The organism is Shewanella sp. DAU305 (genome assembly GCF_026802235.1).
Classification (GTDB): domain Bacteria; phylum Pseudomonadota; class Gammaproteobacteria; order Enterobacterales; family Shewanellaceae; genus Shewanella; species Shewanella baltica.
Genome location: NZ_CP113808.1, coordinates 1930318 through 1945802 on the forward strand (window position 1 = coordinate 1930318; position 15485 = coordinate 1945802).

The following is a 15485-nucleotide window of genomic DNA, read 5'->3' on the forward strand; positions in this document are numbered from 1 at the left end:
TATGAATAGAGGCATAAGTGGTTAGTTTCCCCTGAGTTTCATAATCGATTTCACCATTAAGTTCACTATTGTTTTCAGTATCGGGGCGATTCATGGCCCCGATTGCCATTCAACTACTATCTTTCTGCGCCAAACATGACTTAGGGCTAGCGTGGGATGATGGCCTCTGATACATTTCGCTGGTTTAATCTGCTATCAAAAATGACGCCTTCAAGCGGGCGGTTTTTTCGAGGTCATAACCCTCAGAAAACCAGCTAGATTCGCTTTGAAATTTGGGTCAGTTGATCGTCGATATAACTGGGTATTGAGCCGAATGACTCGCTCGTTGATTTTAGTAATTTATGTTTTATGAGGCCCTTATGCGCACCACTGCAGTCATTTCTATGCTGTTGCTTGGCGTGTTAACCACTGTTAATGCCAGTGCCAAAGAGAATGAGTTAGTGTTTGCCAGCGACTTTGAAGGCAATCGTTTATCTCAACCTTGGTCGTGGATCATGGGTTGTCAATTTGAAGGCGCTGAACCCCACAGTGGTGAAAGTGCGCTGTTATGTGCCGAAGGTAATAGCAGCATTGTCAGCAAGTACCCCATTTCTGAAGCGGGTCTATTGGAGTTTTGGGTTAAAACCCAAAATACTCAAACCCAGTATCGAATCAATGTATTAACCTCACCAGTATTAAAGCTCGACGCCCAGTGGCAGCATGTTGCCTTAATCGATATCACTCCGGGTGCGAACGAGTATTTAGCACACAGAGTCTCTATCGACGATCCGAGTCGCCAGTATATTCGCCTCGACATTGAGTCCATTAATGGCCCCATCAGTCTGGATGATTTGAGTTTAGATAAAATTCGCCTCGATATGGCTCTGCAAAAAAATGAGCAGAAAATTATCGGCGGGATCTTAGATAAACTTAAAGCTGACAAGAACTACGAAGTGCAGTCTGAGTCGTTCCGCACCTTAGGCAAAAACTACGCCGCCCAGCTTGAGAGCCAAAGACAATACCTTGAATACTCGAATGCCATCTATTCCAGTATCACCTTTGTGTTGGCGACATCTGAGCGCAACAAGATGTCTAACCCTATGGGATATAACACCTTTAGGTCGGTGCTATCCGACACTAAACGTGTGGCATCACCTATCCAGCAGGCACGCTTAGGCTCTATGGTGAAACCCTTTGGCGACTTGGCCACAGCGACCTTAAATGTGGTCAGTGCCGGTGCTTATTCCGCCTTTGCCGAACCTTTTAAATCATTCTTGGCCGCGACCTTCGATCGCTCTAATTATGACAACAGCGACTTGAGCCGTAGCGATAAAAAGTTTGCCGAAGAAAATGGCCTGAAAATTTATCAGCAGGCCGAACGCTTTATGTCTGAAATCGAAAAAGAGCTGCAACAAGTCACGGCACTAGATAATGATTTAGTCAGCATGCAGAAGAACTTAGATACGTTCCGTAAGGATCTCGACAAGCATCTACGCGGCTATTTACAGCATGCCGGCATTGCCCGCACGCCTGAAAACTACAGCCGAGTGATGAGTAAAGACGAGCAAACCCGAGCACTTGTGATTACTGAGGCCAGTGCCAATATCAGCGCCAAAGCCGAAGCTTTATTAGCTTCGAATAGCAATGCTGAACTGGTGCAGTACATGATTAAAACCACTGAGAAGATTGATGAATTTCAAGAATTCAAGGAGCGTTTTAACCAGATCACCTCAGCCATGCTAACCTTCTACGATAAATTTGAACGTTCGATTGCCACTGAACAAAACCCCTTCACCGACCCAAGCGATCGCGCCGTATGGGAGCAACACGCCCAAAGTGCTCGTAACTACATTCGCCAGTCGAAGGAAGCGTTCACCAAAGCCTTTATGTAGTTTATCCCGCGATAGCTTGATGATGTTTGTGAGTGGATCTATTACTGCGTACTTTGTCTGGCCGCGGAAATAGGTAAAGCTCGAATAAAGCATCACACTAAAATGGCAGCGTTGGTATCTCAACGCTGCCATTTTAAATGGAAAGTGCTCAAAGCTAGTTCGTTAGATTACCAGTTGAGCTGCATGAATTGTCATTGTTTCCCCAGTGACTCGCCGTGAATATATCCCTATAGGCTCGACGGCGACATCCATGTCGCCAACGGTCACTGTTACAACAATGCCAATCTTAACTAACCCTATCGCTGTTCGTTTAGCTAAAAAGCTATTGCCCAAAGCTTTTTGACGAGCATACATTTAGGCTCTAGATCTTAAATGCTATCTGCCAAATGGTTATGCGGCAAAGTGGTTGATATGTGAGTGGCTGTCGATTATGTGCTGCATTTATATACAGTTATGATGGTGAGGTAGGGAGAAAGCATAAAATAGCCAAAAATAGAGCGTAAAAATCTCTAATTTTCCCGAAAACAATTTATTGAAAACTGCCATACAACAGTGTTAAGTTATTGGCATATTTGAATTATTTATCCTTAAAGCTCACATTCAAAACGGTTTCTGGTTTGGGTTTAAAGAGAGTCTGGGTAACATACAGCTATGCATCATCGGGTATCTAAAGTTTTACTTGGACTATTAAAGGATAAATATGTCTCTTCAATTTAGTGATTTAGACGAATTACTGTCAAAAGTTCGTAATACTCATGCAAAAAAATATTTTAATGAAGCAATTGTAGCTTATCGTTCTGGTGCATATAGAGCTTCTGTTATCTCAACCTGGATTGCCATTTGTGTTGATATAATAGAAAAAGTCAGAGAGTTAAGTGTTAGTAATGACGCTTCAGCTAAAGTAATAGAGACTAAACTTGACGCCATACAACCAAATAACTTTGCAGGAATGCAAGCATTTGAAAAAGATATATTAACTTATGCTTGTGATGAATTGGAAATCATATCCCACATTGAAAAGGCACATTTGGAACGAATAAAAGATGATCGTAATGTTTGCGCGCATCCTACATTTTCAGCTGATGGACGGCAATTCACTCCGTCACCAGAGTTGACCCGAGCATATATTGTACAGGCAGCTAATTACCTATTATTAAAACTACCCATGAAAGGTAAAGTGATAGTCCAAGATATCTATAGTTTAATAAATGAAGAGTCTTTCCCTGAAGACGACGAAAAGGCATTTACTGTTCTTTCATCTGATAAATATTTAGGTCGAGTACGTGACAGCAGTGCTCGTAATCTAACCATAATTCTATTAAAAAGACTATTCAAAGACGAAGATGGAATTGACCCTTCATTACTTACAAAGCTTTCAGTTTCAATGGGAGCAATCAGTAGAATATTTCCGGCCATATACGCTGAAGTTATTCAAGATAAATTATCACAAATGTTAGCAGAGACAGACGATCGAAAATTAATACGGTGTTTACCATTTTTAAATATAAGACCTGAAGCATGGTCTAAAATTGATGACGCTATTATAGTAAGGCTAGATGGATGTATATCAAGAATGGACTTAGAGAAAATGCTTCGTTATCAAGTAACAGATTTAGCGAATAAGATCAATGATGTTAATCATATTTTTCTAAAGGCCATCAAAAAAGAGAACTTTGATAGTATATCTAAACTATTAAAGTCAACTCCGTATCCTTCACTTAAAAATGAAGCTATTAATTATTTTGTAGATTCTGGTAGTTTTGCATCTGCTTATTCTAACGGGATGAATATTCTTATTCCATACTCTAAGTTCATAGTAGATAATGACTTGAAGGTTTTGTTTAGCGGTGTGATTGATAATAACTGTTGGGGAATCAATCAAATTTTAGATGCTGGCGGAATAGACGAGGTTTTCCGTAACCTGTACACTCAAACTAAAGGAAATGTTATTAATCATTCAGAGATTTGGATTGAATTTATTCACTCAATAAAAGAAAAGAATTTTGAGTACAAATCACTAAATGCTTTACTAATTTCTGACGGTGTAATGAGAATGGAACCTGACAAAGAAAAGGGCAAAGTTGAAGTTGAAATATAAAAAGAGAATACAGTGACACCCAGCTTTAATAGCGCAGTTGTTAACCTCCGACTATGCTTGCGTTAAGCATTAAACAAGGAGGTTTGTAGAGGCTGTACATAATTCTGTGTCAGGTTAATTTCACAGATCGATATGGTTTTCTAAGCGCCCCTCAAAATGAGGCCGCGCCCTCGCAGAACTCAGATAAGTGTTGAAGACACTCCCGTCTATTACAGAGGAAGAGGTTTACACTGGCTTACAACACACTCCATATCTTAAGTTCGCTCTGCGATGGAGTTCATAGACTTCACAACCTAACAATGGCTCAGTTCTATTAAGAACTGCGCCAAAACGTTCAAAGTAGTCTTCATTAACTTGTTTTGCACTGATAAGTGGTACTTCAATACTGACATCTACACGACCTTTACGTATTAACGCGGGGTCAAGATTATCAGGATGATTTGTGGTCATTATTACAAGGCAGTCATCAAGAGGAATGATTCCGTCTAACGCGTTTAGAACGCCACCTAAAGTGAGTGGTGGGTTATCTGCATTGCTTTCAGCAGTTCGTGATACTGTAGCCTTTACACAGTCACAGTCCTCGATTAACAACATAGCTCCGGGCGGTACCTTTCTAATAGCCTTATGAATAGTGGCATCATTTACAGTCGATAGATTCAATATGTATAGATCGCGATGATACTCAACAGCTAAGGCTCTCGCTATACCCGTCTTACCTGTACCCGTTTTTCCATGTAACAGTATGGTTAACTTACTTACAACCGATTCACCCCTACTTGCGAAGTTATCAACTTCCCCCATCAACTCCTGCTTAAACCCTTCATCTAGCACTAATTCACTAAAACCCGATGATTTCAATATGCCATAGCGACACCATTCGGTTTCTTCGAAAATATTAACTTTTGGCTCAGTAGAGATGTCTCCACGAGTATCTTCTAAAAAACTATGTAGTTTATCTTTTGCCCACCATGGTGCACTTACAGTAATAGTATCGTATGCCATCGTACTATCGACCTTAGTACGGGTCGCCAACATGATACAACCATGGTATTTAAACAGGTGCATACCGTAGCCGATAGACTTAACACTGACACGCCCGTCGTAACTCATACTATAGTCAAAGTACACAGCCTCAGAGATAGAGCGTGAAAAAAACGGAATGGTAGTATTACTGATCAAAAAGGACAGTTTATTGAATACCTCTGTGCGCGCCTGATGGCTATCGTCGATAGTGAGCCGCACAAACAGTAGGCAACTGAGCCAACTTAACAGCTTCGCGGGGACATCTTTTAGCATGTAGCCTACGAGTCCAATTAACGTTAATGTTAATACTCCAACAATGACAGCCGTCAACAAAGGCTCACCATTGGTGAGCGCCTTGATTTGTAGTAATACCTCGTTCATTTACTCACCTTTACTATAAATGCCTAATAGACATAGTCGAGAATACAGCCAACCGAGTCGAGGATACTACCAAGGTATCCTCAGTATGTGCGCTATCGCACGAGGTTAAAGCGACTTGATAAAGCTCCCCTTCTTATCACTAACGATTGCCTTAGTTCGTAGCGATATCACACTTTAAATCAAAATCTTAATATTAGATTGATATTTAAGTGCTCACTAAAGTAAACGGATGAATATCAGGGATGGCGCCGTTCATCAAAGAGTTGGATGGAGCGGCTCTGCATCCACGGATTGACTTGAACAACATCCGTGTTTAACTGCCAGTTCGCCATATATGGCTCTCGTTCATCAGCTTAGAGGCCCTAGGTTTCTATTCACCGAGTCGGCGAGTGAATGTCATGGCAAGCCTGTAAACTGCTTGTCAATAAACGTTAATTGGTAAGCTGTGTTAGTGGTTTATCAGCCTACAACTCAAATATCATTCAGCGAAGTTTCAATAAGAAAGCCGCTAATGAAGGCGGCTTTCGTGTTCGATTGTCCTGTAACCCTTGAATTTTCTTGGTTACATTAAATCTCGAGGCATCAGAGCAAATAAACGTTCAAGCTGCAGGCGCCGTGGGCACCGACGACGAGGGCTTGTTCGATATCGGCGGTTTTTGATGGACCCGCGATAAACACCCCGAACTCACCTGAGGCTAGCGTGATTTCTTTAGCTGCCTGATGTAGGGTCGACACAATCTTATTCGTTGGCAGGGCTAAGATCAGGTTTTCACAGATAAAAGGCGTGACTCTGTGGCCTAGATTCTTATTGTTAACCCAAATGGCACCGTTTTCGGCAACGCCAATTTCACCTGGGATCACTGCATAATCTATGTTTTTGAGCTCGTGGGCAGTGGGTGGCATTTCACGGTTTGCCGTGACACCCTCTACAAGGGAGATGACCTGTAACCCTTGGGCGATAAGTTCATCGACTTTGGCTTGCAGGGCGACTAAGCCACCTTCTTTATGCAGCGTACCCGCGACAGTATTGAGGTTGGTCTCGAACTGGCCGACGAGATTTTCAACCCTTGGCGTCACATCTATGCTCGGCATAGGATGATTTGTTAAGGCCGACAGTTTGAGCGCATTGAGAATTTCAAGTTTACTAGACATCTTATAGGCTCCTGTGTTTCTTAAACCAAGCTTCGAAGCTGGAGTTCGGGGCGACGGGCAGTTCACGGTATTTACCCCATGCACCGCTAAAGGGTTTTAACAGACTACCCGGTAGAATGCGCAGCGCGGTTCTCGCCACACTCATAGAGCAGTTCAGCATGGTTTCGCTTGCCATAAATTTACCCACTAATGGCATGTAACTGTTTTTGCCATAGGGGAGTTTTCCGGCTTCGGCCTTAAGGCGTCTGTGGTGGAAAATAATCTTATCGAGCGGCACCTTAGTCGGGCAGATATAGGTACAGCTGCCACACAAGGTACAAGCCCAAGCAATCGAGTTAGTGTCATCTATCTTAGCGCCCACTGCGATGCCAATTGGGCCCGGAATGGTGTAGTTGTAGCTGTAACCGCCGGAGCGACGATACACAGGACAGGTATTGAGGCAACCACCACAACGGATACACTTCAATGATTCTGCAAGGATTTTATCCTTGAGCATCTCAGTGCGGCCGTTGTCGACGATAATAATATGCATCTCACCTTCGGGCTGTGGGCCACGGTAAAAGGCGCTATAAGTCGTGACAGGTTGGCCTGTGGCGTTGCGCGCCAGTGTGCGTAGCAAGACGGCTGCGCTATCGATATCGGGCACCACTTTGTCGATACCCATTGAATGCAACTGCAACTTAGGCAGGTTAGCGCCCATGTCGGCGTTGCCTTCGTTGGTGCAAACCACTACGGCGCCTTTATCGGCAATCGCCATGTTCACGCCTGTCATCGCGGCATCGGCGCTAAGGAACTGTTCACGCAGGTGGGCACGGGCGGCGCGGGTTAAATACAAGGGATCGGATCCCCCCGCTTTAGTGCCGATTTTCTCATGGAAGAGGTCGCCGACTTCTTCTTTCTTCATATGGATCGCGGGCACAACTATGTGTGATGGCGGCATTTTGGCGAGCTGAATAATCCGCTCACCTAAGTCGGTATCTATGACTTCAATGCCGCGCTGTTCTAAGTACGGATTGAGGTGACATTCCTCGGTCAGCATAGACTTAGACTTCACCAATTTTTTTACTTTATGGCGCGATAAAATGTCATGCACGATGCGATTGTGCTCGGCGCCATCTTTGGCCCAATGGACTTGTATGCCGTTGGCGATACAGTTTTGTTCAAAGGTTTCAAGATATTGAGCAAGATGGGTTAGCGTGTGCAGCTTTATTTCTGAGCCTAACTGACGCAGTTGTTCCCATTCTGGGATGCTACCCGCGGCGCGGTCGCGTTTTTCTCTGAGCATCCACAGGGCTTTTGAATGCCAGTCGACACGGGTTTCGTCGCGGCAAAAAATATCGGCTTTATGGGCATGGACCTGTGAGCCTTGAGCCCCGTGATTATGATTGTAAGCCATGGTGAGTCTCCTAGAGCGCGGCGTTCAGCACTTGCGCTATGTGGCGAATTTCAATCGGCAATTGCTGTCTGCGGATCATGCCATCGAGGTGCAATAGGCATGAGGGATCAAAACCCACCACATACTCAGCACCGGTTGCAGCATGGGCTTGGGCCTTGTCTTTGCCCATTTTGGCCGACACTGCGCCTTCATCGACGGCGAAGGTGCCACCAAAGCCACAGCATTCGTCACGGCGGTCGGGATACACTATGTCTATGCCAGTAATATTGGCGAGCACAGCTTCGACTTTGTTGAATCTTGGCCCCATTTGCTCACTCGGGGTGGCGAGGTTCAACATGCGAATACCATGGCAACTCAGTTGCAGGCTGATTTTGTGCGCGAAGGGCTTGGTAAAGGCGGGGATCGGCGCGATATCGTGTAAAAACTCAGTCAGTTCATAGAGTTTGTTGATCACAGCTTGTGCTTCTGGGCTGCTATCAAACTCGTGGAAGTTTTCTTTGGCGGCCACTAAGCAAGAGGCGGCAGGGCAAACAATAGCGTCGCATTCCACTCCCTTAAAGGCGTTGAGCAATTTAAGGGTGGTGCTGCGCGCTGCATCGAAGCAACCTGAGTTTGTCATTGGCTGGCCACAGCATGTTTGACCCGCGGGTAGAATCACTTGGTGCCCGAGTTTCTCTAATAATTCCAAGGTGGCAATGGCAACCTCTGGCATCATTTGATTGACTAGACACGGGATGAAAAGGGCGATTTTCATTGTGTTTTCTCTTTCTTGTTAGTGAACGACATTGCCTTGCTGTGCGACCCCAAAGTCCACACAAATGCTAAGGTAGTTGATCAAATATAGGCCTATCTATGCGGAATAAGTAGCCCTAATTTAGTAAATGAACTTGTAGATTTTTGCAAAAATGAGAATATTTTAACTTGCTGATTATGTTGGTTTAAAAATGTATATCTTCCGCTTTAAATTTATCAATAATATTAAAAAATGAATAAATGAGAATAGTTCGCTTATATAAACAAACGGGGCTAAATATCGCCCCGTTGTTTACTATTGTCATACCAGATTAGCGGCTGCACTCTTCGAGCAGATAAGCCAAGTGGCGATAGGAAATGCCACTGTGCTGAGTGAGGCCGACTTCACACATACGGTTGGCGTAATAGCCTTCCTTAATCTCGACAGGAATGAGCTTTTTGATATTTCGCAGCGCGCTGGCGTTGATTTCAGGCTTATACAAGCCTTTTTCACCCGCGTAACCGCAGCAGTCAATTCCCGCAGGTTTGAGCACTTGCGTAGAGCAGGCATCGGCAATCGCTTGCATCTTAGGCTCAAGTTTCATCTTGCGTGCGCTACAACCTAAGTGCAGTGCCACATTGACTTTTTTGCTGATGTTGAGCTTAGTCAGCAGGTTGTCATGCATAAACTCAACTAAGTCGATAATCTGCACTTTTGGATTACCCGACAAAGTCCGGTAGGTACAAGACAGCGCATCGACGACCACAGGCAGCTTGCCGCCATTGGTCATCTTGCTCACCGCATCGATAAGCTCTTGGCGTTTGGCATCGGCGTTTTTAAAATCGCCCTTAGACTCCCACATTTGGCCGCAGCATAAATCGCGGGTTTTCTCAGGCGTGATCACGTTATAACCCGCGCGTTCCAGTAGCGTCACGACCACTTCTGGCAAAGTGCGGTTATCGGGATCTTTAGGTGTTGGGCCAAAGGTTCTGCCGCCACAGGCTGGGAAGTAGACCACAGTTTCTTGGCCTACTTTTGCAGGTGATGGTTTTGGCAGCTTGCCGCCTTTCGGGAAATCAGGATTCCAATAGGGCACTTCTTTCGAAATCAGGCGGCCGGTTTTCATCAGCGCACTGGTGATGCCATCGCCAGTGATCTTGTGGATCACGCCGAGCATGTCAAAACCAGAGCTGATCACTTGGTTAACCGCGCCAAAATGTTTGGCTTGGAAATCTAATACTTTCTGTTCAGTGGTACTGATGTACGGCGTGCGCAGTTTACGCACCAGTTGGCCCATGCTGTTATCCACTGGACACGCAATGGTACAAAGCTGACACGCGGCGCAGGTATCAACCACATCGTATTTAGCGGCGGCGCGCATTTCGGCTGCTGCGGCTTTATCGCCAGACTGCTCTAAGCGCTCGATTTCACGCAAAGTGGCAATACGTTGGCGCGGCGAGAAGTTAAGTGCCGATGTTGGACAGGTTTTTTCGCAGAATCCACATTCGATACACTTATCGACAAAATCATCGACCACAGGGCAGGGCTTAATATTTTTCACATGCACTGTGCTGTCATCGTTCAAGATAACGCCAGGGTTAAGCATGCCTTCGGGATCGAAAATGTGCTTGATGCGTTTCATCAAGGTGTAGGCATCGGCGCCCCATTCCATTTCAACAAAGGGCGCTACCGCGCGGCCCGTGCCGTGCTCGGCTTTCATTGAACCGTCGTACTTGTGGATCACCATTTCGGCGACATCTTGCATAAAGCCTTGGAAACGTTCGATATCGGCTTGCGATGCAAAAGTCGGCGTGATGATAAAGTGGAAGTTACCCGCTAATGCATGACCGTAAATCACCCCTTCTGGGTAGCCATGCTTGTTGAATAATGCGGTTAAATCCGCCGCCGCTTCGGCTAAATGTTCAACGTTAAAGGCCACGTCTTCGATAATAACTGAGCTGCCCTTTGGACGTTCGCCGCCAATAATTGGGAACAAACCTGAGCGCATTGCCCAATACTTGCTGTAAACACTGGCATCGCTACTGAAGGTAATGGGGCGTTCAGTTTTAAGGTGTGACAGTTTGGCAATTATATCTTGGGTGTAGGTTTCTAAGGTTTGCGCATCGTTAGCGCGGGATTCAATCAGTAGAATTGCAGCGCCTTCAGGCAATGTGCTCAACCAATCTGGCATGCCTTTTTTGCCTGTCACGGCTTTGATGGATGCCCAGTCGAGTAATTCGGCGGCGGCAACACTGTCACCAATAATCGGCGGAATTGCACTCGCGGCATCCACCATGTTAAAGAATACTGCCATAGCGGAGGCTTTAAATTTAGCTTCATCAACTGTGTGGTAAGTGACTTCTTCCACAAAGGCTAAAGTGCCTTCTGCGCCGACAATCAAGTGGTTAATCAACTCGAAGGGATCTTCGAAATCTACCAGTGAGTTGATGCTGTAACCTGTGGTGTTCTTGATGGAATATTTTTTACGAATGCGCTGGGCGAGGACTTCATTGCTGCGGGTCAGTTTTGCTAACGCAGTCAACGAGTCTAATAATTCGCCATGGGATTGGGTAAAGGCCGCTTTGGATTTGTCGCAGCCTGTGTCTAATTCAGTGCCATCGGCAAACAAGAGTTTGACTGATGCTATGGTTTGATAGCTGTTTTGAGCCGTGCCGCAGCACATGCCTGAAGCGTTGTTGGACACAATACCGCCGACCATGGCCGAGGTTAATGTGGCTGGATCTGGGCCTATCTTTTTATTCAATGGTTTAAGTGCAGCGTTGGCATCGGAGCCTATCACGGCCGCGCCAAGGGTGATCTTGTTGCTGTCTGGGCTGACTTCTATGGTTCTAAAACCATCGTGGCCTAAGATCAGCAATATACCATCGCCAATGGCTTGGCCCGATAAACTGGTGCCAGCAGCGCGAAAGGTAACAGGGACCTTGTGAGCGCGAGCAATAGCTAGGGTGTGTTTTGCCTGCTCGAGATTATCAGCATGAACAACAATTTCTGGCACTATGCGGAAATAACTCGCGTCGGTAGACCAAGCGAAGCGGCGAACAGGATCATTGGATACTGCGGACTCGCCGAGCAGTTTAATTAAGTCTTTATATACAACGTCATAATTAATTGACATAAGGCTACTCTCTTAACGCTAAAAATGACCAAGGCCGCCGCAGCGACCTTAGTTTTCAATGGGCTTAGAAACCACCCCAAAGGGTAGCAATAGTGCCCGCAAGTAATGCATAACCAATGGCAACTGGCATGGTTTTACGGATAATTTCTGATTCTCTACCCGCCATACCGACTACCGTTGCAGCCGCAACCACGTTCATCACACACATCATGTTACCCGCGTTCGCACCTATGCCTTGTAGGGCAAGGACGAGAGCGTGGTTCATGCCGATATTGTCAGCCACACTGTACTGTAGGCCTGAGAACATCATGTTGGAGAAGGTTGCTGAACCCGATAGGAAAGCACCAAATATACCGACGATAGGCGCCATCCAAGCCCACACAGCGCCCATGGAACCTGCCAACATATCTGCTAAAGCGACAGGCATAGAGGCTAAGCCCGCACCATTCACACCTGAGTTTAAGAAAATTTTCACCATAGGCACGGAAGCACCTAATGAAATAATGGTAGGTAACATGGATTTACATGACACACCGACCGTTTGCTTAATCGCAGGGCTTTTCATTTTGAATAGGAAGAAACCTAAGATACACACGGCAACGAAGAAGGCGCCGGGCGCATATAAGGTGGCGAAGCTCGCCTTAAGTTCTGTGCCCATCAAGCCCGTCCAGCTGATGTTAAAGCCAGATAACCAGGCTTTTAACGGTGCAACAGTACGTGACAGCACTAACAGCGCAGCCATGATGATGTAAGGTGTCCAAGCGGCGATTTGGGAAAATTTAGCCGTGGTTTCCACTTTGGCGGTTTCTTGGTTGTCATTCTCGGCAAAGTCATTCCAAGCGGCTTTAGGCAGTAAGTAACCTTTACGAGCGACTGGGATCACCATTGCCATACCGATTAAAGAACCGATAACCGATGGGAATTCTGGGCCAGCAACATAGTTGATGATCCACGCTGGAACGGTAAACGAAAGACCTGCAAAAATCGCAAATTTCCAAATCGCTAAGCCTTCTTTGAAGGATTTATTGCGACCAAAGAAGCCTGTCAGAATCGACACCATCACCAATGGAATTAACGAACCTGTGATCAAATCGATAGTGATCATGTGCATTGCAATAAACTGCGCAAAGTCAGCATAGGTGCCGCCATGTTCTGCAATTTGCGCCGCAGCCATGCTTACGCCGCCTTGGGTCAAGCCTTGCTCCATACCAAAGAGTACGGGTAGACCAATCGCACCGAAGGACACACAGGCAGAGTCGGCAATCAAAGCAACAACTGCTGCGGCAACCGGTGGCACGCCAAGCAGTACGAGCAGTGGTGCGCCAATCGCGGCGGGTGTACCAAAGCCTGCACTGCCTTCGATAAAGGCACCAAATAACCAACAGATGATGATTACTTGCACACGGGCATCGGCGCTGATGTTAGTGAAACCTGCGCGGATAGTGTCCATCGCACCTGAATATTTCAGGGTATTCAGTAGGAACACAGCACCAAAAATGATGGTTAAAGGTGTGATGGCTGAAAGCAGTCCTTCGAGGACCGATGCCGCCAGTAATGTGGTATCCATTTGCCAAATAAACACAGCGGCGAGCGCAGTGACTAGCATGGAAATGGGCATAGCCTTTGATGCGGGCATTCTGAGTAATACTAGGAATAGCATTACACTGAGCACAGGCGTCAAGCTGGCGAGGAGTTGAAGTATTGTCATGCTTGCCTCTTCATAAAGTGGTCTGTCTTATTATTGATATTAGAATTTTTCATCTGCCTTCATGTCGACTTCCCAGACCGATAAATCAGCAGTTAATACTGCAACGAGTTATGGTCTCGACATTCTGTGTTGTGTACTAGACGCTATTGTGGGCTTGACTAATATGATCTAGATCATCTTGGCTGCTATATGAAATGCTAATTTACAGTGCTGCGGGACACTTCTCTCAGGGGATTTATCTATCTGTGACAGTGATCACTTAGACGGCTAGGCGTATATCTATTTTGATTATATTAAATTTAAGTTATCGGTATTTTAGTTATTAAAACTAGAGTTATCACTCAAGTTGATGGTCATTATTGCAATTAACTGATCCATTTATTTCATTAATAGGCTGTTATTGGTTTTTTCAGACATTTTTAAGGTGTGATTAAGGTCGCATAGGGTGATGCTGCTGAATTGGCGAAGTTACGCTGATATATTTCAAGTTATTGTTATAGTTGGTTAATGTTGCAGTTTGAAGGCTGTTTTTTATAGTGATCTAGATCACTGTTTTAAATGATGGAATTTTCTTGTGATGCATGTCACTTAATTAATTTTACTTTAATATGAAATTAAATAACCGTTATTTAAGTTACTTTCAGTTTATTTGAGCGAACAGCGCGCCTTAAATGTCGATGATATTGAGCGGCTATCGCAAATGTTGAAATTAAAAGTCACCGCTTCTAATAGCTTAAGCTGAATTATTGAGAGTACAGGGCTAAATTGAGGCGAAAAGTTTACGTAATAAAGCGAAAGAATGCTGTGCGAACTTTTATCAGACTGGTTAGTGATATTAATTCGCAAATGCGATGGATGAGAATGCCAGCTCGTTTATTTAATCTAATGGGTAGTTCACTCACTATTATCTTAATGAGATCTTCTCGTATTTAGCCGCCGTTTTTTCTGGGGATATTAAAGGCATAAAAAGAGACGGGATACGTCTCTTTTATGGGAACTTAGGTAAATTATGGTAATAGAACAAATATGCGCTGGCTTAAAACAACTTGCTGCCCCAGCCTAATTTGGTCCGCAGCACGTGGAAATAATTGTGCCCTTTAGGATGGATTAAGCGTAACCGTTCTGAGCTGCGGCGCACTATGATTTCATCGCCCGGTAACACGGCTAGATGCACGTGGCCATCACAGCTGACTTCGAGGTTCTCGCCATTGTCCGGTGACACCACCATTTTAATGGTGCTGCAGGCATCGACGACAATCGGGCGGCACGACAAAGTGTGCGGGAACATAGGCACTAAGATTAGGGCCTGCAGATTAGGCGTCAGGATAGCGCCGCCAGCGGAGAGGGCATAAGCCGTTGAACCCGTTGGCGTTGACACTATCATGCCGTCGGCACGCTGGCTGTACATGAACTGATCGTCAATATAGACCTCAAACTCAATCATGTGGGCAATTTTACCCGGATGGAGTACGGCTTCGTTGACCGCGGTATTGCTCGCCTTGAGCATACCGTGGCGATAGACTTCGGCTTCGAGTAAGAATCTGTGCTCGGTATCAAACTCACCGTCGAGGACTTTGGCGAGCGCTTCTTCAAAGGCATCGGGCGGCAGGTCGGTTAAGAAGCCCAAATTGCCGCGGTTAACGCCAATCACGCCTAAATCGAAGCGGGCTAATACCCTAGCGGCGCCAAGCATGTTACCGTCACCACCGACGACTATCGCTAAGTCGCAGCGCGCGCCAATTTCTAGTAAATCGACCGCCTCGATATTGGGCCCTAACTCGGCAGCAACACGCTCTTCCACTAAGACTTCAAAGCCTTGCATTGTCAGCCAATGATGCAGACGTTTTAAGGTTTGGTTGGTTCCTTGGTGATGAGGTTTGCCGATAAGGCCGATAGTATGAAACTTTGTGGTCATATTTATGCTAGATCTGGCCTTAGGCCTTGAAACGTCAAAATTGATCCCCATAATATGCCCAGAGTATTTCAG

9 protein-coding genes are annotated in these 15485 nt (G+C 45.5%); 2 read left to right on the forward strand and 7 right to left on the reverse strand.

Annotated features, from left to right (window positions below):
* The first annotated feature begins 359 nt into the window (after positions 1-359).
* Both bdpA and OX890_RS08250 read left to right on the forward strand, forming a co-directional pair.
* Positions 360-1871, forward strand: coding sequence for a BAR domain-like protein A BdpA (gene bdpA / locus OX890_RS08245; protein WP_006085141.1), 1512 nt, complete (start codon positions 360-362; stop codon positions 1869-1871).
* Positions 1872-2571: 700 nt separating this feature from the next.
* The gene (locus tag OX890_RS08250; RefSeq protein ID WP_268650408.1) at positions 2572-3969 is read left to right on the forward strand and encodes a hypothetical protein; all 1398 of its coding nucleotides are present in this window, start codon (positions 2572-2574) and stop codon (positions 3967-3969) included.
* 225 nt (positions 3970-4194) lie between these two features.
* Here OX890_RS08250 and OX890_RS08255 read toward each other — a convergent pair whose 3' ends face one another.
* The 7 genes from OX890_RS08255 to nadK all read right to left on the reverse strand — a co-directional run bounded on the left by OX890_RS08255 (position 4195) and on the right by nadK (position 15413).
* Positions 4195-5373, reverse strand: a complete 1179-nt coding sequence (locus OX890_RS08255; RefSeq protein ID WP_268650409.1) for an AAA family ATPase — start codon at positions 5371-5373, stop codon at positions 4195-4197.
* A 582-nt stretch (positions 5374-5955) separates the two neighbouring features.
* Positions 5956-6525, reverse strand: coding sequence for a LutC/YkgG family protein (locus OX890_RS08260; protein WP_268650410.1), 570 nt, complete (start codon positions 6523-6525; stop codon positions 5956-5958).
* Between the two features lies 1 nt (position 6526).
* Positions 6527-7921 carry a lactate utilization protein B gene (locus OX890_RS08265; protein ID WP_012588197.1) on the reverse strand — a complete coding sequence of 465 codons (1395 nt, stop codon included), beginning with the start codon at positions 7919-7921 and terminating at the stop codon, positions 6527-6529.
* A 10-nt stretch (positions 7922-7931) separates the two neighbouring features.
* Complete coding sequence (locus OX890_RS08270) at positions 7932-8675, reverse strand: (Fe-S)-binding protein (RefSeq protein WP_006080877.1); 744 nt, start codon at positions 8673-8675, stop codon at positions 7932-7934.
* 310 nt (positions 8676-8985) lie between these two features.
* Positions 8986-11790, reverse strand: coding sequence for an FAD-binding and (Fe-S)-binding domain-containing protein (locus tag OX890_RS08275; protein WP_268650411.1), 2805 nt, complete (start codon positions 11788-11790; stop codon positions 8986-8988).
* A 64-nt stretch (positions 11791-11854) separates the two neighbouring features.
* A complete protein-coding gene (locus OX890_RS08280; protein ID WP_006085150.1) occupies positions 11855-13498 on the reverse strand; it encodes an L-lactate permease in 1644 nt (547 codons plus the stop codon).
* A gap of 1036 nt (positions 13499-14534) precedes the next feature.
* The gene (nadK, locus tag OX890_RS08285) at positions 14535-15413 is read right to left on the reverse strand and encodes an NAD(+) kinase (protein ID WP_012588194.1); all 879 of its coding nucleotides are present in this window, start codon (positions 15411-15413) and stop codon (positions 14535-14537) included.
* Positions 15414-15485 lie beyond the last annotated feature (72 nt).

Bases quoted from the DNA above. Each gene is read 5' to 3' on its own strand.
- bdpA (WP_006085141.1), top strand. From the start codon at position 360: ATGCGCACCACTGCAGTCATTTCTATGCTGTTGCTTGGCGTGTTAACC.
- OX890_RS08250 (WP_268650408.1), top strand. From the start codon at position 2,572: ATGTCTCTTCAATTTAGTGATTTAGACGAATTACTGTCAAAAGTTCGT.
- OX890_RS08255 (WP_268650409.1), bottom strand. From the start codon at position 5,373: ATGAACGAGGTATTACTACAAATCAAGGCGCTCACCAATGGTGAGCCT.
- OX890_RS08260 (WP_268650410.1), bottom strand. From the start codon at position 6,525: ATGTCTAGTAAACTTGAAATTCTCAATGCGCTCAAACTGTCGGCCTTA.
- OX890_RS08265 (WP_012588197.1), bottom strand. From the start codon at position 7,921: ATGGCTTACAATCATAATCACGGGGCTCAAGGCTCACAGGTCCATGCC.
- OX890_RS08270 (WP_006080877.1), bottom strand. From the start codon at position 8,675: ATGAAAATCGCCCTTTTCATCCCGTGTCTAGTCAATCAAATGATGCCA.
- OX890_RS08275 (WP_268650411.1), bottom strand. From the start codon at position 11,790: ATGTCAATTAATTATGACGTTGTATATAAAGACTTAATTAAACTGCTC.
- OX890_RS08280 (WP_006085150.1), bottom strand. From the start codon at position 13,498: ATGACAATACTTCAACTCCTCGCCAGCTTGACGCCTGTGCTCAGTGTA.
- nadK (WP_012588194.1), bottom strand. From the start codon at position 15,413: ATGACCACAAAGTTTCATACTATCGGCCTTATCGGCAAACCTCATCAC.